Here is an 18833-nt window from a genome sequence, read left to right on the forward strand (position 1 = left end):
CCTGTGGATGGCCTTCTGCGTCCCCCGGCACCCTGAGGCGTGGAGCCCACTTCATCGCACTGCAACAGAAGCGTCACACTGCGGGGCCGGATGGGGCCGTGCCCGCCGTCAGACCCGCTGTTAGACCCGTTCCGCGAATTGCCCGGCTGTGCCGATGCACCTCGTCCACCAGCTCTGCGACGTGCTCCGGCGGCGTGAACTGCGAGATGCCGTGCCCCAGGTTGAAAACATGGCCCGGATGGTCGCCAAAGCTGTCGAGCAGCGCGCGCGCCTCGATGCGGATGCTTGACGGCGGCGAGAACAGCACAGTGGGGTCCAGGTTGCCCTGCAACGCAACGCGGTCGCCCACGAGTTCGCGCGCACGACCCAGATTCACGGTCCAGTCGAGCCCGACGGCGTCCACGCCGGTGGCCGCGATCTCTTCCAGCCACAACCCGCCGCCCTTCGTGAACGTGATGACGGGCACGCGTGCGCCATCGTGCTCGCGCTTGAGCTGCTGCACGACCTCGCGGATGTAGTGCAGCGAGAAGCGCTGATAGACCCCATCTGCAAGCGCCCCGCCCCACGTGTCGAAAATCATCACGGCTTGCGCGCCGGCTTCGATCTGCGCATTCAGGTACGCGGCCACGGACTTCGCGTTGATGTCGAGAATGCGATGCATCAGGTCCGGGCGGGCGTAGACCATGGTCTTCACGGTGCGGAAGTCGTCGGAGCCGCCGCCTTCCACCATGTAGCACGCAAGCGTCCACGGGCTGCCCGAAAAGCCGATCAGCGGCACACGCTGGCGGCCTTGCGCGTCGACAAGCGCGCGGCGGATCTGGCGAACGGCGTCGGTCACGTAGCGCAGCGTGCCGTCGATATCGGGTACGGCGAGCCGCGCCACGTCCTCTTCGGTGCGCACGGGGCGCGCGAACTTCGGTCCCTCGCCCGCGGCGAAGTCGAGCCCCAGGCCCATCGCGTCGGGAACGGTGAGGATGTCCGAGAACAGAATGGCGGCGTCGAGCGGATAGCGGTCGAGCGGCTGGAGCGTGACCTCGGTCGCGTAGTCGGGATTCTTGGCAAGCCCGAGAAAGCTGCCGGCGCGGCTGCGCGTGGCGTTGTACTCGGGCAGATAGCGCCCCGCCTGGCGCATGAGCCACACCGGCGTGTACTCGGTGGGCTGTCGCAACAGCGCGCGCAGGAAAGTGTCGTTCAGAAGAGGATGGGCCACGTTGCGGAGCGTCTGTCGCGTGAAAGGCAAAGCCGCATTTTACCCGTACGGCGCCTGGCTATTGCGGCCTCTCGCTGCGTACTATCATCAAGGGCCGCATCGATTCATCGGGCATTCACAAACGAGGAGACCTCATGAGAAGAAATCGGACCACCGCTATCGCGTCAAGCATCGCATCGAGCACATTGGCCGGCGTCTTGCTCGCCGGCATGGCGGGCTGCGCACAGAATCCCGCAGCGCCGCAGAACGAAGCGAAGGCCACGTCGCGTCTCGATGAAATTCTCGCGCGCGGCACGCTGCGCGCCTGCACCACCGGCGACTACAAGCCCTATTCGTACTACCGGCCGGACGGCCAGTTCGAAGGCATCGACATCGACATGACGCAATCGCTCGCGAAGTCGCTTGGCGTGAAGGCGGAGTTCGTGAAGACGACGTGGTCGAACCTGATGAACGACTTCGTCGCGAAGTGCGATGTGGGTGTGGGCGGTGTCTCGACGACACTCGAAAGACAAAAGCGCGCGTTCTTCACGCAGGCTTATCAGATCGACGGCAAGGCACCTATCGTGCGATGCAGCGACGTGAGCCGATACCAGACGGTGGAGCAGATCGACCGGCCGTCGACACGCGTCATCGTCAACCCGGGCGGCACGAACGAACGTTTCGCGAAACAGTTCTTCCCGCACGCCAACCTCACGGTGTATCCGGACAACGTCACGATCTTCAAGCAAATTCTCGCGGGCAAGGCCGATGTGATGGTGACCGACGCGTCCGAAACGCTTTTGCAGCAGAAGCTGAATCCGGGGCTATGCTCCGTTCATCCCGACAAGCCGTTCCAGTACGGTGAGAAGGCATGGTTGCTGCCTCGCGGCGATGTGGTCTTCCAGCAGTACGTCGATCAATGGCTGCACCTGTTGCGTGCGACGGGCGAGTACCAGTCGATCTCGGACAAGTGGCTGAAGTAACCGTAACCGCGCCCCGAATGCGCGATTCCTGACTGTTTCTTACGACGCATCGTGCGCAATGATTGCGGTATGCATAGCGTGCGATGCGCTCTGAATGCGAGTGTTTCTGAGCCTCTAATTAAGAGATAAAAATACCGGTAAATTCGACCGAAAAATGTCATAAGGACGGCAAAAAAATCGCGGAGAGCCTTATCTGGCGGGCGTTACAACCTGAAACACTTTGTTACCGCGCTACCGGGTTAATTCGCCCACAATGCCCTTCAACGCTTTAACGGTTTCAACACGGATGTGGCCAGGTGTAAGTGTGAGCGGACACGATTCATCGGCCGGTCGGCGTAAGCCGAAGCCCTTCGCAGGGGCATCCTTGCTGGAGCCGTGACACGGCCTTGCAGGCCTTCACGAGCGGCTCCTTCATTGGTCTCCTCGCGCTAACCCCGTAGCGTGTGGTTTTTAGCGGGCTCCAGGCCCGCTTTTTTTTTGCCATTTTTCGGGCTCCAGAACATCTTCCTTCGCCCGGAAAACTTCACGCAGTCTTCTGCACCGTGAGATGCAGTTCGTCGATCATGCGCTCGCGCATCACGAACTTCTGAATCTTGCCCGTCACCGTCATCGGCAGTTCATCGACGAAGCGCACGTACTTCGGAATCTTGTAGTGCGCAATCTGACCACGGCAGAACTCCTGAATCTCGTCGGGCGTGGCCTGCTCTCCCGAGCGCAGCACGATCCACGCGCATAGCTCTTCGCCATACTTCTGATCCGGCACACCGAACACCTGCACGGTCTGGATCTTCGGATGGCGGAACAGAAACTCCTCCACTTCGCGCGGGTAAATGTTCTCGCCGCCACGAATGACCATGTCCTTCAGGCGACCCACGATGTTGCAGTAGCCTTCGGCATCGATCGTTGCGAGATCGCCCGTGTGCATCCAGCCATCCACGATGCTTTCCTTCGTCTTTGCGTCGTCGCCCCAGTAGCCGAGCATCACGGAATAGCCCTTCGTGCACAGCTCGCCTGTGTCGCCAACCGGCACGATGTTGCCCAGCGGATCGACGATCTTCACTTCGAGGTGCGGCTGGATGCGGCCTACCGTTGTCGTGCGCTTGTCGAGCGGATCTTGCGTGGAACTCTGGAACGACACAGGGCTCGTTTCCGTCATGCCATAGGCGATGGTGATTTCGCTCAGATGCATCTTCGAGACCACACGCTTCATGGTCTCGATAGGACATGGCGAGCCGGCCATGATGCCGGTACGCAGACGCGAGAGATCGAACGTCGCGAAATCGGGATGATCCAGTTCCGCGATGAACATGGTGGGTACGCCATGCAGCGCCGTGCACCGTTCTTCGGCAACAGCAGCCAGCGTGGCACGCGGATCGAACGCTTCGCCGGGAAACACCATGTTGGCGCCCACCGAAACACACGCGAGCACGGCCAACACCATGCCGAAGCAGTGATAAAGCGGCACCGGAATGCAGAGCGCGTCCGGTTCGGTGAGTCGCATCGCCATCGCGATAAAACGCGCGTTGTTCACGACGTTGCGATGCGTGAGCGTGGCGCCCTTCGGATTGCCCGTCGTGCCGCTGGTGAACTGGATGTTGATGGGATCGTACCGGTCGAGCGTGGCGCCGATGCCGTCTAGCGTGGCCTTGCCGTTCTGCTCGCACCACACGCGGCCGCGCTCCACCACATCGGAGAAGGTCAGCATGCCGGGCGTTTCCGTGTCGCACATGCGGATCACCATGCGCAGGTCCGGCAGTCGGGCGGCATGCAGGTCGCCCGGCGTTGCGCTCGCCAGTTCGGGGGCAAGCTCCTGCAGCATCTCCAGATACATCGACGTCTTGAATCGCTCCGCCGAAATGATGGCCTTGCAGCCCACCTTGTTCAGCGCGTATTCGAGTTCGTGCAGCCGATAGGCCGGATTGATGTTCACGAGCACGGCGCCGATGCGCGCCGTGGCGAATTGCGTGAGCAGCCATTCGACGCGGTTCGGCGACCAGATGCCGACGCGATCGCCCTTCACGATGCCAAGCGATGCGAGCCCGGCGGCGAGCACGTCCACCTCGTCGGCGAACTCGCGCCACGTCCAGCGAATGTCCTGCTCGCGAAACACCACGGCTGGCCGGTCGGGAAAGCGCTCAACGGTGTCGAGCAGGAACTGCGCGATCGTCGCCTCGCTAAGCGGAATATCGGTTGCGCCGCGCACGTATGAAAGGCCGTCTTTCGGTTCAATACATGCGGACGCGTCGCCGCCCGCAGCTTGCGTTGCCATGGTGATGTCTCCGTGAGAGGTGAGCTCTCTATTGAAATGAATTTGAAACCGATTCTGCCACTGCTCGATGACGCCACGGCATCAAGTCTTACCCGCAGCGCGCCTGGCCATGTCGATGACGATGGTCACCGCCAGCCAGCGGCGACGGACTCTCGATTTTGCTGACCTTTCCGTAAACGTCAAGTGTGGACGAAAAAAAAGCAGCCACGAAGGCTGCTTTCTTTGACCGTCGTCGCCGAGCGATCAGTGCTGACCGCGCAGCTTGCGCAGACGCTGGATCGCAGCGAGCTGTGCCGTCGCGTACGCAAGTTCCGCCTGAGCGGTGGCGTACTCGATGTTCGAGCCGGTGTTCTGCAGCGCCTCTTCCGCGCGCTTGCGGGCCTGCTCGGCCTTCGCCTCGTCGAGGTCCTTGCCGCGAATCGCCGTGTCGGCCAACACCGTCACTGCGCCCGGCTGCACTTCGAGGATGCCGCCGGCGACGAACACGAACTCTTCCTCGCCGTTCTCAGCCTCGATGCGCACCGCACCCGGACGAATCCGCGTGATGAGCGGCGTGTGGCCCGGCAGAATGCCGAGCTCGCCCGCCTCGCCCGGCAGCGCGACGAATTTCGCCTGGCCCGAGAAGATCTGCTCTTCCGCGCTGACGACGTCTACCTTGATCGTTGCCATATGTGTCGACTCCTGCCGACGAGTGCGAGCGGCTCGCGCTCACTCTCGTCCATGCAAAGCTGGTTGAGCGTAGGACGGGGCGCTACGTGTTGTCCGCGTCTTTGCTGCGTCGTGTGTACGACTGCGGCGAGACGAAAACCCACGCGGCGCCCTGCTTCGTTACACCCGACCGTTACTGGATCTTCTTGGCCTTCTCGAAGGCTTCGTCGATCGTGCCGACCATGTAGAACGCCTGCTCCGGCAGGTGGTCGCACTCGCCTTCCACGATCATCTTGAAGCCGCGGATGGTTTCCTTCAGCGGCACGTACTTGCCAGGCGAGCCCGTGAACACTTCAGCAACGTGGAACGGCTGCGACAGGAAACGCTGGATCTTACGTGCACGCGCCACCGACAGCTTGTCTTCCGGCGACAGTTCGTCCATGCCCAGAATCGCGATGATGTCGCGCAGTTCCTTGTAGCGCTGCAGCGTTTGCTGCACGCCGCGCGTGATCGTGTAGTGCTCTTCGCCAATCACGTTCGGGTCGATCTGACGCGAGGTCGAATCGAGCGGGTCCACGGCGGGGTAGATACCGAGCGACGCGATGTCACGCGAAAGCACGACCGTTGCGTCCAGGTGGCCGAAGGTCGTAGCAGGCGACGGGTCGGTCAAGTCGTCCGCAGGCACGTACACAGCTTGCACCGAGGTAATCGAGCCCGTCTTGGTCGACGTGATGCGTTCTTGCAGCTTGCCCATTTCTTCAGCCAGCGTCGGCTGATAACCCACCGCCGACGGCATCCGGCCCAGCAGTGCCGACACTTCCGTACCGGCCAGCGTGAAACGGTAGATGTTGTCGACGAAGAACAGCACGTCGCGGCCTTCGTCGCGGAAGTGCTCGGCCATCGTCAGACCGGTCAGCGCCACACGCAGACGGTTGCCCGGCGGCTCGTTCATCTGGCCGTACACCAGCGCGACCTTGTCCAGAACGTTGGAGTCCTTCATTTCGTGGTAGAAGTCGTTCCCTTCACGGGTACGCTCGCCCACGCCCGCGAACACGGAGTAACCGCCGTGTTCCTTCGCGATGTTGTTGATGAGCTCCATCATGTTCACGGTCTTGCCCACGCCCGCACCGCCGAACAGCCCCACCTTGCCGCCCTTCGCGAACGGGCAGATCAGGTCGATAACCTTGATGCCGGTTTCGAGCAGTTCCGTGGAAGGCGCCAGTTCGTCGAACGCCGGAGCCTTCTGGTGGATCGAGCGCTTGTGTTCGCTTTCGATCGGGCCGGCTTCGTCGATCGGACGGCCGAGCACGTCCATGATGCGGCCGAGCGTCGGCTTGCCGACCGGCACCGAGATCGGGTGGCCGGTGTTCTTGACCATGATGCCGCGGCGCAGACCGTCCGATGCACCCAGACAGATCGTACGCACAACGCCGTCGCCCAGCTGCTGCTGCACTTCCAGCGTCAGCTCCGTGCCTTCCAGAATGAGGGCGTCGTAGACCTTCGGCATGTGCTCACGCGGGAACTCCACGTCGATCACCGCGCCGATGCACTGTACGATCTTGCCTTCTACCAAAGCAGTTGTACTCATCGCTTTTCCTTTAGATACCTGATTCTTCACTCGCGCTAGGGCGCCATCTCGAGCGCCCGGCTACGGGGACGTTTCGTCTCGCGCCTGTCTGGCCGCACCGTCGCGGTCAGACTGCCGCCGCGCCGCTCACGATTTCCGACAGTTCCTTCGTAATCGCGGCCTGACGGCTCTTGTTGTACGAGAGCTGCAGTTCGTTGATCACGGTCTTCGCGTTGTCCGAAGCAGCCTTCATCGCCACCATCCGCGCCGACTGCTCCGAAGCCATGTTTTCGGCCACGGCCTGGTAGACGAGCGCTTCGACGTAGCGCACCAGCAGTTCGTCCACCACGGCCTGCGGGTCCGGCTCGTAGATGTAGTCCCACGAAGTCTTCGGCGTCGTACCGTCGCCTTCCCTGCTTTCGAAGCGCTCGGCCGACAACGGCAGCAGTTGCTCGATCACCGGCTCTTGCTTCATCGTGTTGACAAAGCGCGTGTACGCGAGATACACCGCCGAGATCTTGCCTTCCGAATACTGGTCGAGCTGCACCTTCACCGCGCCGATCAGCTTTTCGAGGTGCGGCGTGTCGCCCATCTGCACGACGTTCGACACCACCTTCGCGCGGATACGGTTCAGAAAACCGAGACCCTTGCTACCGATCGCCGTTGCCTCGATCGACTTGCCTTCGCCTTCGAGTTCCTTGAACTTGTTCAGCGTGGCACGCAGCACGTTCGTGTTCATGCCGCCGCACAGACCCTTGTCCGTCGTGACGAGAATCACGCCCGCCGTCTTCGCCCCGGTGTTGGCCACCATGAACGGATGACGATACTCGGGGTTCGCGCTGCTCATGTGCGCAGCGATGTCGCGGACCTTGTCGGCATACGGGCGAGCAGCGCGCATGCGCTCCTGAGCGCGGCGCATCTTGGACGCGGCCACCATCTCCATCGCCTTCGTGATCTTGCGCGTGTTTTGCACGCTCTTGATCTTGCCGCGAATTTCCTTCATTCCAGCCATTGCTTGCTCCTTGATCGAAGCGCGGCGGGTGCACTTGCGTGCCGCCCACTGCGCCTCCAGGTCCGTTTATCGTTGATGACTCGCGGACAGGGGATCAATATGCGCCGGACTTCTTGAAGTCCTTGATCGCGGCATGCAGCGCGCTCTCGTCGTCCTTCGACAGGTCCTTCGTGTCCTCGATACGCTTCACGAGGTCGGCATGGCTCGTCTTCAGGAATTCGCGCAGGCCCTTTTCGAAGGCCAGCACGTCCTTCACTTCGAGGTCGTCGAGGTAGCCGTTGTTCGCGGCGAACAGCGACACAGCCAGTTCCCACACCTGCAGCGGCAGGTATTGCGGCTGCTTGAGCAGTTCCGTCACGCGGCGGCCGCGCTCCAGCTGCTTGCGGGTTGCTTCGTCGAGGTCCGACGCGAACTGCGCGAACGCGGCGAGTTCACGATACTGCGCGAGGTCGGTACGAATACCGCCGGAGAGCTTCTTCACGACCTTCGTCTGCGCCGCACCACCCACGCGCGACACCGACACGCCGGCGTTAATGGCGGGGCGGATACCTGCGTTGAAGAGGTCGGTTTCGAGGAAGATCTGGCCGTCCGTAATCGAGATCACGTTCGTCGGAACGAACGCGGTCACGTCGCCGGCTTGCGTTTCGATCACGGGCAGTGCCGTGAGCGAGCCGCTCTTGCCCTTCACTTCGCCGTTCGTGAACTTCTCGACGTACTCTTCCGAGACGCGAGCGGCACGCTCGAGCAGACGCGAGTGCAGATAGAACACGTCGCCCGGGTAAGCTTCACGGCCCGGCGGGCGGCGCAGCAGCAGCGAGATCTGACGATACGCCCAGGCTTGCTTGGTCAAGTCGTCGTAAATGATCAGCGCGTCCTGGCCGCGGTCGCGGAAGTATTCGCCCATCGTGCAGCCCGAGTACGGCGCGAGGTATTGCATCGCTGCCGATTCCGAAGCCGACGCGGCGACCACGATCGTGTATTCGAGTGCGCCCGTTTCTTCGAGCTTGCGCACCACGTTCATGATCGACGAAGCCTTCTGGCCGATCGCGACGTAGATACAGATCAGGTCCTTGCCCTTCTGGTTGATGATCGCGTCGACAGCCACCGCCGTCTTGCCGGTCTGGCGGTCGCCGATGATCAGCTCACGCTGGCCGCGGCCGATCGGCACCATCGAGTCGATCGACTTCAGACCCGTTTGCACCGGTTGCGACACCGACTTACGCCAGATCACGCCCGGGGCGATCTTTTCGACCGCGTCGGTCAGCTTCGCGTTGATCGGGCCTTTGCCGTCGATGGGGTTGCCGAGGGCGTCGACCACGCGGCCGATCAGCTCCGGACCCACCGGCACTTCGAGAATGCGGCCCGTCGTCTTGACGATGTCGCCTTCCGAGATGTGCTCGTACTCGCCCAGAATCACCGCGCCGACCGAGTCGCGCTCGAGGTTCAGTGCGAGGCCGAAGGTGTTGCCCGGGAATTCGAGCATTTCGCCCTGCATCACGTCCGACAGGCCGTGGATGCGCACGATACCGTCGGTCACGGAAATCACGGTGCCCTGGTTGCGAACGTCCGCGCTCGCTTCAAGGCCCTGGATCCGGCTCTTGATCAGCTCGCTGATCTCAGAGGGATTGAGTTGCATTATTCGCTCCTGATAATCAATTCTGTTGCGTGCCAGCGGGCATGCGCGTCAGGCGGTAAGAGCCGTCTGCATGCGGGCGAGCCGCGCGCGGACCGAGGTATCGAGCACTTCGTCACCGACCGTAACGCGCACGCCGCCGATCAGCGACGAATCGACTTCTACGGTGGGCTTCAGCTTGCGTTGGAACTTGCGTTCGAGGCTGGCGACCAGCTGGTTCAACGGCTCGCCCTCGAGCGGAAAAGCGCTGACGATCAGCACATCCGCCGCGCCTTCACGGGCGTTCTTCAACTCTTCGAACTGCTGCGCGATTTCCGGCAACAACTGCAGCCGATGGTTGTCGACGAGCATCTGCACGAAATTCTTCGCCTGCGGGCTGTCCTTCAGCGGCGACTTCACCGCGCTGAGCAGCAGCTCGCTCACCTGCTGACGGCCAACTTTCGGGCTCGATGCGATCGACAGCACTTCGGGCAGACGCGCAACCTGTGCCAGCTCCTCTACGAGCGTGGACCAGGCGGCGATGTCACCAGCTTCGGCCACGCCGAACAGCGCTTCCGCATACGGGCGGGCAACGGTTGCAAGTTCGGCCATGATCAGAGCTCGGCTTTGAGTTGATTGAGCAGTTCGGCGTGAGCCGTCTGGTCGATCTCGCGCTTCAGGATCTGCTCGGCGCCCTTCACGGCGAGTGCGGCCACTTCGGCACGCAGCGTTTCGCGCGCCTTCACGACTTGCTGCTCGGCATCCGCCTTGGCCTGCGCGACGATGCGTGCGGCTTCGGCCTGGGCCTGCGCCTTGATTTCGTCGGCGACCACGACAGCGCGCTTTTCCGCTTCGGCGATACGTTGCTGACCCTCGTTGCGCGCCACAGCGAGTTCTTCGCCGACGCGCTTGTGCGCTGCTTCGAGTTCGTGTTTGCCCTTCTCGGCGGCCGCGAGGCCGTCGGCGATCTTCTTCGAGCGCTCGTCGAGGGCGTTGATCAGCGGCGGCCACACGAACTTCATCGTGAACCACGCGAGGATCAGGAACACGACCATTTGCGCAAACAAGGTTGCGTTGAGATTCACGGTGTTTCCTTAAACGTTGCGTTTTTCAGGGAATTGAAACGGCAAGGCGCTCATCGATGCGAACTCGATCAGCGCCCCGGCACCCGTTCCGCCCTGCGCCTCATCCCTGTTATAGACGAGGCGCAACTTTCCGGGGAACCTTAGCCTGCGAGCTTCGAGAGCAGGGGGTTCGCGAACGCAAACAGCATTGCCACACCAACGCCAATCAGGAACGCCGCGTCGATCAGACCAGCCAGCAGGAACATCTTCGTCTGCAGCGGGTTCATCAGTTCAGGCTGGCGGGCGCAGGCTTCGATGTACTTGCCGCCCATCAGGCCGATACCGATACAGGCGCCGATTGCACCCAGGCCGATGATGATGCCGATACCGATGGCGGTCAGACCCTGGATGTTGGCGATGAAAGCTTGCATGATCACTCCTTGTTGAAAGTTCTTGGGAACTGGGATTTGGAAATTAACTGAAACTCAAAGCGGTTCTGACGCGCGCGTTAGTGCGAGTCGTGTGCCTGGCCGATGTACACCAGCGTCAGCATCATGAAAATGAACGCCTGCAGCAGCACGATCAGGATGTGGAAGATGGCCCACACGCTGCCGGCGATCACGTGGCCGATGAAGCCAAGCACCGTCGTGTCCGCGCCGAAGGTCCAGATGCTGCCGAGCAGGGCAATCAGCAGGAACAGCAGTTCACCCGCGTACATGTTGCCGAACAGCCGCATGCCGAGCGAAACCGTCTTCGCGACGAACTCGATGATGTTCAGTGCAAGGTTCGGAATCCACAGCAGCGGATGCGAGCCGAACGGAGCGGAGACGAGTTCGTGGATGAAGCCGCCGGCGCCCTTGATCTTGAGGTTGTAATAGATCATCAGCACGAACACGCCGAGCGCGATGCCGATGGTGCCGTTGAGGTCGGCGGTCGGCACGATGCGGTGGTGCGTGATGACGTCCGACAGACCCAGCCAGCCGATCACACGGCCCGGCAGGTCGACGGGAATGAAGTCGAGGGAGTTCATGAGCGCGACCCAGACGAACACGGTCAGCGCGAGCGGTGCGATGAATTTGCGGTTGCCGTGGATCATCGCCTTCGATTGATCCTCGACCATTTCAACCAGCATTTCGACGGCGCACTGGAAGCGGCCCGGAACGCCGGACGTCGCCTTGCGCGCAGCAAGACGCAGGATCAGGATCGTGACGAGGCCGCACAGAATGGACCAGAACAGCGTGTCCAGATTCCAGACGTGAAGGTCGAAGATCGACGTCTGGTGCGAGGTGGAAAAGTTCTGCAAGTGGTGCGCAATGTACTCGGACGGATCCAGAGCGCGCGTGCCTTCGCTAGCTGCCATATTATTAACGCCACCCAAATTGTCGAAAATCGTTTTCCGGCCGCTTTCGTCCGTACATGTGTGACGAAAGCGCGCCGCCGCGGACCGTGCGGGTCATGTTGACCACACCGGCCGGCCCGCGCTCCTCATGGCCGCCGCAACGTGAGGCGCCGGCCTGTTGTCTCTTCTGCTGCGCATTGCGTCGCGGTTATCCGCGCCACGGTGCGCTTCACGCTCAACGCCATGCGAGCGCAATCCAGTACGTCTTTAGCGCGATCAGGTAGGTCACGAGCAGCGGAACCCACTGCACGTCGCGATACCAAAACGCGATGGCAACGAACATCGCGATGGTCGCGCCCATCTTGAACGCTTCGCCGAGCATCCAGTTCATCACCGTGGCACCCGCGCCCGGCGTCTTCAGCCGCGCGGCGAACAGTGCACCCGGGACCCAGCAAATCGCTCCCCCCAGGAAGGCTGACAGCGCAGCAGCGCCCGGCGGCTTGTAGAACAGCCACCACACCAGCGTAGCAACCAGGGACAAAACCACTTGCGCAGCCACAACCCGGAAGGGCGTGACGCGCGATGGGCGACTCACATTGGGACCGAACAGCTTTTCGGCTTCGATCCGCGTGAGCGGAACGATGTTGTTGTTATCCTGCTGGTCGGCATCCCACTGCGCGTTGTAATCGGTGCGCCCGGACGCGGAATCTGCGCTTGGTCCGTCTTGCGTGCCGCCAGGAAAATTCTTTCCGCCCGGCCCGTTCAACGCTTGGCCCGGCCTTCCTTCTGGCCTGTGAGCCGCCATCGCCATGTCCGCAAAAGTCCAGAGTTTTAGCCCGCCCGCTTACGCTGCGCTTACGTGGCTGCCTACCAAATAAATCCGGGCGATTGTAAGCGATAGTTGCAGCCAATTCAAGATTTTAGGTCGTTCAATAAACCCGTGAAACGAGGCTTCATGATGCGAAAAAGCAGCCTCAAAACAGGGGCTCGGCGGCAACTGTAAGGGACTCTGTCAACAGCTCGCCAACCGGTCGCAAGACGTCGTCCCAGGCGCCTGCCTGGGACTCTATGCAACGTCGTCGCCCATGCTGGCTGCATGGGAAATCGCGATGGGTCGGGGTCGATCGCAGCGTTTTCGATAAGAGACGTTCGCGGGCCCGCAGGCAACGCCGGTGCGCGGTCCCGGCAATCTGCCCGCCTCAAAACTGCAACAGCAGCCAGCCACCCAGTACTGCGCTCACCAGCCAGAACGGCACAGAAACGAGATGAAACGGCAGCCACATGCCGCGCTCGCCGGAAAGGCGCACGGCAATCAGATTCGCGAGCGAGCCGATGGCGATGCCGAAACCGCCCACGCTCACACCGAACGCGAGCGCGCGCCAATCTTTGGTGAACTCGGCCAGCATGATCGCGGCGGGCACATTGCTGATTCCCTGCGACAGCACCGCCCCTGCGACATAAGCGCGCAGTGGCGTGCCAAGCCCGATGCGTCCGATCGCGTCGTGCACCCACGGCAGCGCGGCCGCGCTGCGCAGCACAATGAACATCAGCACGAAGATGAGCAGCAACAGCCAGTCGATCTTCAGCACCACGCGCGGGCGCCAGAACAGGAAGCCCGCTGCCACGCCGGCGAGTGCGATGCCGGCGCGATGCGCGTCCGCCAGCAGCACGAACGCCACAAACAGCACGGCGGCCACGCCGGCGACGCGCCGGTCCACGGCGTGAGGCTCCACATCCGTCGACAGATCGAGCGGCTTGGCGCGAAACCCCACTGCCGTGAGCACAAAGAGCATCGTCATCAGGACGGCGCACAGTGGCGCGAGCGCCATCACGAAGCGGCCGAACGACACGCCGCTCGTCTGCCAGAGAAAGAGGTTCTGCGGATTGCCAAGCGGAGTGAGGATCGACCCAGCATTGACCGCGAGCGCGATGTAGATCACGAGCCGCCGCACGGGCAACGGCGTCAGCCGGTTCAGCGACAGCACGAGCGGCACGACGACGAAAAGGGCGACGTCGTTGGTGAGCAGCGTCGAGAGTGCGGCCGCAAGCGCGATCAGCAGAAACGCGAGCGCGCGTTCGGAGTGGATGTGATGCACCACGCGATGCGCGAGCCACATCAGGAATCCTGAGTATTCGACGGCCTTTGTGAGAATCAGCAGCCCCGTCAGCGTGAGCACGGTCTGCCAGTCGATCAGGCCTGGCAGCGACGCCCATTCACGAGGATGGAAAAGTTGCAGCGCGGCAAGCGCGATCACGAGGATCGCGAGGACCGGCTCTTTGGCGGCAAGTGCAAGAGCGGCACCCACGGGGCCGCCCCGCGTCTTCGCGGTAGGTTCGGAAACTGGCACGGTGGAACGACCTGAGATGGGCGGCGTTTTGGACAGCCGGACAGGAGACCGCCTCAAGCGGCGGCCATGTTCCCGCGCAGGCGCGCGAGAATGCCTTCGAGCGAGTCGAGATCGCCGAAGTCGATGGTCACCTGACCACGACCGCGGCGTCCCAGCTTGATCTTGACGGTCGACGCGAGCAGGTCAGACAGCTCTTCCTCGAGACGCCGCGTGTCGCGCCCACCGTCATGATTGGCACGCGCCTTCACGGCGGGCGCGGCCTTGGTGGTCGCCGTCACGAGCTTTTCGGTCTCGCGCACGGACATCCGCTTGTTCACCACCTGGTTGGCGAGCGCGATCTGGGTTGCGGCGTCCACGGCAAGCAGCGCGCGCGCGTGGCCCATGTCGAGATCGCCGGCCAACAGCATGGTCTGCACTGGCGCGGCGAGATTCAGCAGACGCAGCAGGTTCGACACCGCGCTACGCGAACGTCCCACCGATTCGGCCGCCTGCTCGTGCGTGAAATTGAATTCGTCGAGCAGGCGCTGGATACCCTGCGCCTCTTCGAGCGGATTCAGGTCTTCGCGCTGGATGTTTTCGATCAGCGCCATTGCGGCGGCGGCCTGGTCCGGCACGTCCTTCACGAGCACCGGCACTTCGTCGAGGCCTGCAAGGCGCGCCGCACGGAAGCGCCGCTCGCCCGCGATGATCTCGAACTTGTCCACTGCAACCGGACGCACGAGGATCGGCTGCATCAGGCCCTGCGCGCGGATACTGGCGGCAAGCTCCTGCAGTGCACCCTCGTCCATTCGTGTGCGCGGCTGGTACTTGCCAGGCTGAAGCTTCGCAAGCGGCAGCGTGTTCGGCGCGCCCTCGATCTTCACGGCCTCGGTGATGTCGGCGCTGCCGCCTAGCAGCGCTTCGAGTCCGCGGCCCAGTCCCTTCTTCCTTGCTACTGCGTTCATGGTGCTTCCCCGCTCCGCTTTGGGTGAAAGGCCGCGCGTCATAGTGCGCGCACCCGCTCAATCATTTCCGCGCCGAACTGTACGTACGCCTGCGCGCCGCGCGATGCGCTGTCGAACACCACACCCGGCAGCCCGTAGCTGGGCGCCTCGGCAAGCCGCACGTTGCGCGGGATCACGGCGTCGAACACCTTGTCGCCGAAGTGTTCCTTCAACTGGTCGGAAACCTGCTGCTGCAACGTGATGCGTGGATCGAACATCACGCGCAGCAAGCCGATGACCTTCAAATCCCGATTCAGGTTCGCGTGAACCTGTTTGATGGTGTTGACGAGGTCGGAGAGGCCTTCCAGCGCGAAGTACTCGCACTGCATGGGGATGACCACACCGTGCGCCGCGCACAGTCCGTTCAGCGTCAGCAGCGAGAGCGCGGGCGGGCAATCGATGAGCACGAAGTCGTACTCGTGCTCGACGTTCGCGAGCGCCTGCTTCAACTGACGTTCACGGTTTTCGACCGTCACGAGCTCCACTTCCGCGCCGGCCAGCTCGCGGTTGGCGGGCAACACGTCGTACGTAACCGCCGCGGGACGCACACGGGCGTCGGCCACCGAAACGCCATCAACCAGCACCTCGTACACCGTGTTTTCGCAGGCGGCCTTGTCGATGCCGCTACCCATGGTGGCGTTGCCCTGCGGGTCCAGGTCGATGAGCAGAACCCGCTGTCCCTGCGCTGCGAGGCTCGCGGCAAGATTCACTGTTGTCGTCGTCTTCCCGACTCCGCCCTTCTGGTTCGCCACGCAGAAGATTTTTGCCATCGTTTGTGTGTCCCTGTTTACTGCTGGTTTGCTGCGTGAATGCTGCCTGGGTGTCGCTGTTTCTCGTCCGATTGCTGCGAAGCCTGGTAGTGGCGGTGCCTAACAGCCGCCATCCCCGGCCTTCTTATGGCAAATCACCCCTTTTTCTTTCTTCAACTGCCATCTTCAGTCTTTCCGCTCACGCTCATTGGCGCCATGCCGCCCGCATCGACCCGTACCTCGACAAGATGCCGCTCAGCGTCCAGAAACGGCACGTCGAGACGCACGACCTGGGTCGCGCGCGAGCCGGCTGGCAGGCGAGCGATCTCGGCATCGGGCCGCACGCCCTTCATAGCCCAGATCGCACCGCGATCGGAAACAAGGTTGCGGGCAAGTGTAACGAAATCCGTGAGTTCTGCGAATGCACGCGAGACGATCACGTCGAATTTTCCCGGCACTTCGATGCCGGGACGAAGCGACTCGACACGGCCAGTCACGACAGAAAGATTGGTGAGACCAAGTTCGGCCTTGGCCTGCGACTGAAAGGCCGTCTTCTTGTGGACGATGTCATTCAGCGTAATGGACCACTGCGGCAGCGCGATAGCGAGCACGATTCCCGGCAACCCGCCGCCGGAACCAACGTCCAGCACAGACACGGCGCTGTCGCGCGGCAACTCGGGCGCGAGGTGCGGCACGATGGCGAGCGAATCGAGCACATGCTGGATCAGCATCTGGCGCGGATCGCGAATCGCCGTCAGGTTGTAGACGGCGTTCCACTTTGCGAGCAGCGCGACATAATCGAGCAGCGCCGCTCGCTGCGCGTCCGTCAGGTCGATACGCAGTCGATCCGCGCCTTCCTCCAGCATGGCGGCGAGCGCTTCACGATCGACAACGGAAGAAAGGCGTCCGTGGCGGCCCGTCATTGGGCCACCGACGTGCCGCTGTCGTTGCCCTGCTCGCCCGCCGCCTGGCGGCGTCGACCCAAGCCGCGCTTCAAATGAACCATGAGCAGCGAAATCGCAGCCGGCGTAATGCCCGAAATGCGCGAGGCCTGCCCGATGGTCTCGGGACGGAACTGATTCAGCTTCTGGCGGGCCTCGAACGAGAGGCCACGCACTTCGGCGTAATCGATGCCTTCAGGCAGCCGGGTGTTCTCGTGCGCGCCATTACGCTCGATCTCGTCGGCCTGCCGATCGATGTAGCCCTGATATTTGATGCCGATCTCGATCTGCTCCTTGATCTGTGCGAGCAGTACCTCGTCGTCGGCAAGCGACGTTTCCGGTCGACACGCGCCGTCTTGCAGACCGCACACGCCGTCGTAGCTCACACCCGGGCGACGCAGCAGATCGGCGAGGTTGTACTCGCGATCGATCGGCTTGCCGAGCAGCGCAGTCGCCTCTTCGGCGGAAAGAGTCTTCGGGTTCACCCAGGTTGTCCGCAGCCGCTCTGTTTCACGTGAAACAGCGTCGCGCTTGCGACTAAAAGCGTCCCAACGCGCGTCGTCGACGACACCCAGCTCACGGCCGATCTCGGTGAGCCGCATGTCGGCGTTGTCTTCCCGCAGGCTCAGGCGATACTCCGCCCGACTCGTGAACATGCGATACGGCTCCGACACGCCGCGCGTAACGAGGTCATCCACGAGCACGCCGAGATAAGCCTGGTCTCGGCGCGGGCACCACGCGTCTTTGCCTTGCACCTGCAAACCGGCATTGACGCCAGCCAGCAACCCTTGCGCGGCCGCTTCTTCATATCCGGTCGTGCCATTGATCTGACCCGCAAAGAACAGGCCGCTGATCACCTTGGTTTCCAGCGACGCCTTCAACCCACGCGGATCGAAGTAGTCGTACTCGATTGCGTAGCCAGGCCGCAGGATATGCGCGTGCTCCAACCCACGCATGGAGCGCACTAGTTCAAGCTGCACGTCGAACGGCAGACTTGTCGAAATGCCATTGGGGTAGAACTCGTTCGTCGTCAGCCCTTCGGGCTCCAGGAAGATCTGATGCGACTCCTTCGACGCGAAGCGATGAATCTTGTCTTCGATGGACGGGCAATAACGCGGGCCCACGCCTTCGATCACCCCGGTGTACATCGGTGAACGGTCCAGGCCGCCGCGAATGATGTCATGCGTCTGCGCATTCGTATGCGTCACCCAGCACGGCACCTGCCGCGGATGCTGCTCCGCACGGCCAAGGAACGAGAACACCGGTATCGGATCGAGGTCGCCGGGCTGCTCCTCGAGCTTCGAGAAATCGATCGTCCGCCCGTCGATGCGCGGCGGCGTGCCGGTCTTGAGCCGCCCTTGCGGCAGCTTTAGCTCTTTAAGTCGCGCCGACAGCGTGACAGCCGCCGGATCGCCGGCGCGTCCACCAGTGTAGTTGTTGAGCCCGACGTGAATCTTCCCATCCAGGAACGTCCCAGCCGTCAGCACGACGGCGCGCGCGCGGAACCGAAGGCCAACCTGCGTCACGGCGCCCACGACGCGGTCGCCCTCCACCATCAAATCTTCAACGGCCTGCTGGAACAGCCAAAGATTCGGCTGATTTTCGAGGCGTCGACGAATGGCCTGCTTGTACAGCAGCCGATCCGCCTGCGCACGCGTGGCACGCACCGCAGGCCCCTTCGAGGAATTGAGAATGCGGAACTGGATGCCGCCCTCGTCCGTCGCCGCGGCCATCGCGCCGCCCAGCGCATCCACCTCTTTCACGAGATGGCCCTTGCCGATGCCGCCAATCGACGGATTGCAGCTCATCTGCCCGAGCGTTTCGATGTTGTGCGTCAGCAGGAGCGTCTTGACGCCCATGCGGGCAGCGGCAAGCGCGGCCTCCGTGCCGGCATGACCGCCGCCGACGACGATGACGTCGAATTCTGTTGGATAAAGCATGGTGATCCCACGCATGAATCTGCGTGAGCCTTTCGAGAAAATGGGTATGCGCGAATTATAGCGGGTTAGCGTTTTCGGCCGTTCAGGTCCGAATTTGGTTCCCTTCCAAAAGGCAGGCCGCGGACGAAAAAAGAGGGTGTTTCACGTGAAACATGAAACACCCTCTCGATGCGCCCACAGGGCGCCGCT

At 62.5% G+C, this 18833-nt stretch carries 17 protein-coding genes; 1 reads left to right on the forward strand and 16 read right to left on the reverse strand.

From position 1 onward, the window contains the following. Window positions 1-73 precede the first annotated feature (73 nt). A complete protein-coding gene (gene hemE, locus PXJ20_RS02365) occupies window positions 74-1210 on the reverse strand; it encodes a uroporphyrinogen decarboxylase (protein ID WP_421030101.1) in 1137 nt (378 codons plus the stop codon). Between the two features lie 209 nt (window positions 1211-1419). Between hemE and PXJ20_RS02370 the strand changes: the two genes are divergently transcribed. Then, on the forward strand, window positions 1420-2172 hold the full coding sequence (locus PXJ20_RS02370; RefSeq protein WP_051061918.1) for a transporter substrate-binding domain-containing protein: 753 nt from the start codon (window positions 1420-1422) through the stop codon (window positions 2170-2172). A gap of 523 nt (window positions 2173-2695) precedes the next feature. Here the strand turns inward: PXJ20_RS02370 and PXJ20_RS02375 are convergent. From PXJ20_RS02375 to mnmG, 15 genes are all read right to left on the reverse strand, one after another. Next, entirely contained in the window at window positions 2696-4441 is a 1746-nt protein-coding gene (locus PXJ20_RS02375; RefSeq protein ID WP_421030102.1) for an AMP-binding protein, read from the reverse strand. A gap of 243 nt (window positions 4442-4684) precedes the next feature. Further along, complete coding sequence (locus tag PXJ20_RS02380) at window positions 4685-5110, reverse strand: F0F1 ATP synthase subunit epsilon (RefSeq protein WP_017772241.1); 426 nt, start codon at window positions 5108-5110, stop codon at window positions 4685-4687. Between the two features lie 172 nt (window positions 5111-5282). Next, window positions 5283-6677 carry a F0F1 ATP synthase subunit beta gene (atpD, locus tag PXJ20_RS02385; RefSeq protein WP_026120933.1) on the reverse strand — a complete coding sequence of 465 codons (1395 nt, stop codon included), beginning with the start codon at window positions 6675-6677 and terminating at the stop codon, window positions 5283-5285. A 106-nt stretch (window positions 6678-6783) separates the two neighbouring features. Further along, on the reverse strand, window positions 6784-7668 hold the full coding sequence (gene atpG, locus PXJ20_RS02390; protein ID WP_026120934.1) for a F0F1 ATP synthase subunit gamma: 885 nt from the start codon (window positions 7666-7668) through the stop codon (window positions 6784-6786). A 94-nt stretch (window positions 7669-7762) separates the two neighbouring features. After that, window positions 7763-9304 (reverse strand): F0F1 ATP synthase subunit alpha, encoded by a 1542-nt coding sequence (atpA, locus tag PXJ20_RS02395; protein WP_017772244.1) that lies wholly within the window; start codon window positions 9302-9304, stop codon window positions 7763-7765. Window positions 9305-9352: 48 nt separating this feature from the next. Further along, on the reverse strand, window positions 9353-9892 hold the full coding sequence (locus tag PXJ20_RS02400; protein WP_017772245.1) for a F0F1 ATP synthase subunit delta: 540 nt from the start codon (window positions 9890-9892) through the stop codon (window positions 9353-9355). Window positions 9893-9894: 2 nt separating this feature from the next. After that, a complete protein-coding gene (locus PXJ20_RS02405; protein ID WP_017772246.1) occupies window positions 9895-10365 on the reverse strand; it encodes a F0F1 ATP synthase subunit B in 471 nt (156 codons plus the stop codon). A 140-nt stretch (window positions 10366-10505) separates the two neighbouring features. Further along, entirely contained in the window at window positions 10506-10775 is a 270-nt protein-coding gene (gene atpE / locus PXJ20_RS02410; RefSeq protein ID WP_007180033.1) for a F0F1 ATP synthase subunit C, read from the reverse strand. 77 nt (window positions 10776-10852) lie between these two features. Beyond that, window positions 10853-11704: a F0F1 ATP synthase subunit A gene (gene atpB / locus PXJ20_RS02415; protein WP_017772247.1), complete on the reverse strand. Its 852-nt coding sequence runs from the start codon at window positions 11702-11704 to the stop codon at window positions 10853-10855. Window positions 11705-11918: 214 nt separating this feature from the next. Further along, window positions 11919-12488, reverse strand: coding sequence for an ATP synthase subunit I (locus tag PXJ20_RS02420; RefSeq protein WP_411829033.1), 570 nt, complete (start codon window positions 12486-12488; stop codon window positions 11919-11921). A gap of 394 nt (window positions 12489-12882) precedes the next feature. Further along, complete coding sequence (locus PXJ20_RS02425) at window positions 12883-13989, reverse strand: SLC13 family permease (protein WP_421030960.1); 1107 nt, start codon at window positions 13987-13989, stop codon at window positions 12883-12885. 95 nt (window positions 13990-14084) lie between these two features. Further along, a complete protein-coding gene (locus tag PXJ20_RS02430) occupies window positions 14085-14975 on the reverse strand; it encodes a ParB/RepB/Spo0J family partition protein (RefSeq protein ID WP_126878981.1) in 891 nt (296 codons plus the stop codon). A gap of 38 nt (window positions 14976-15013) precedes the next feature. Continuing rightward, window positions 15014-15784, reverse strand: coding sequence for a ParA family protein (locus tag PXJ20_RS02435; RefSeq protein ID WP_017772251.1), 771 nt, complete (start codon window positions 15782-15784; stop codon window positions 15014-15016). A gap of 152 nt (window positions 15785-15936) precedes the next feature. Further along, window positions 15937-16686 (reverse strand): 16S rRNA (guanine(527)-N(7))-methyltransferase RsmG, encoded by a 750-nt coding sequence (rsmG, locus tag PXJ20_RS02440; RefSeq protein ID WP_421030103.1) that lies wholly within the window; start codon window positions 16684-16686, stop codon window positions 15937-15939. Then, on the reverse strand, window positions 16683-18644 hold the full coding sequence (mnmG, locus tag PXJ20_RS02445) for a tRNA uridine-5-carboxymethylaminomethyl(34) synthesis enzyme MnmG (protein WP_421030104.1): 1962 nt from the start codon (window positions 18642-18644) through the stop codon (window positions 16683-16685). The genes rsmG and mnmG overlap by 4 nt, the downstream gene beginning before the upstream one ends. Window positions 18645-18833: the final 189 nt, after the last annotated feature.

Origin of the sequence: Paraburkholderia sp. A1RI_3L, assembly GCF_048957895.1 — a bacterium.
In the GTDB taxonomy this organism is placed as follows: Bacteria; Pseudomonadota; Gammaproteobacteria; order Burkholderiales; family Burkholderiaceae; genus Paraburkholderia; species Paraburkholderia kururiensis.

Excerpts from the sequence above, each read along its gene's own strand:
- PXJ20_RS02370 (WP_051061918.1), top strand. The coding sequence starts at position 1,420 with ATGGCGGGCTGCGCACAGAATCCCGCAGCGCCGCAGAACGAAGCGAAG.
- PXJ20_RS02375 (WP_421030102.1), bottom strand. The coding sequence starts at position 4,441 with ATGGCAACGCAAGCTGCGGGCGGCGACGCGTCCGCATGTATTGAACCG.
- PXJ20_RS02380 (WP_017772241.1), bottom strand. The coding sequence starts at position 5,110 with ATGGCAACGATCAAGGTAGACGTCGTCAGCGCGGAAGAGCAGATCTTC.
- atpD (WP_026120933.1), bottom strand. The coding sequence starts at position 6,677 with ATGAGTACAACTGCTTTGGTAGAAGGCAAGATCGTACAGTGCATCGGC.
- atpG (WP_026120934.1), bottom strand. The coding sequence starts at position 7,668 with ATGGCTGGAATGAAGGAAATTCGCGGCAAGATCAAGAGCGTGCAAAAC.
- atpA (WP_017772244.1), bottom strand. The coding sequence starts at position 9,304 with ATGCAACTCAATCCCTCTGAGATCAGCGAGCTGATCAAGAGCCGGATC.
- PXJ20_RS02400 (WP_017772245.1), bottom strand. The coding sequence starts at position 9,892 with ATGGCCGAACTTGCAACCGTTGCCCGCCCGTATGCGGAAGCGCTGTTC.
- atpE (WP_007180033.1), bottom strand. The coding sequence starts at position 10,775 with ATGCAAGCTTTCATCGCCAACATCCAGGGTCTGACCGCCATCGGTATC.
- atpB (WP_017772247.1), bottom strand. The coding sequence starts at position 11,704 with ATGGCAGCTAGCGAAGGCACGCGCGCTCTGGATCCGTCCGAGTACATT.
- PXJ20_RS02420 (WP_411829033.1), bottom strand. The coding sequence starts at position 12,488 with ATGGCGGCTCACAGGCCAGAAGGAAGGCCGGGCCAAGCGTTGAACGGG.
- PXJ20_RS02430 (WP_126878981.1), bottom strand. The coding sequence starts at position 14,975 with ATGAACGCAGTAGCAAGGAAGAAGGGACTGGGCCGCGGACTCGAAGCG.
- PXJ20_RS02435 (WP_017772251.1), bottom strand. The coding sequence starts at position 15,784 with ATGGCAAAAATCTTCTGCGTGGCGAACCAGAAGGGCGGAGTCGGGAAG.
- rsmG (WP_421030103.1), bottom strand. The coding sequence starts at position 16,686 with ATGACGGGCCGCCACGGACGCCTTTCTTCCGTTGTCGATCGTGAAGCG.
- mnmG (WP_421030104.1), bottom strand. The coding sequence starts at position 18,644 with ATGCTTTATCCAACAGAATTCGACGTCATCGTCGTCGGCGGCGGTCAT.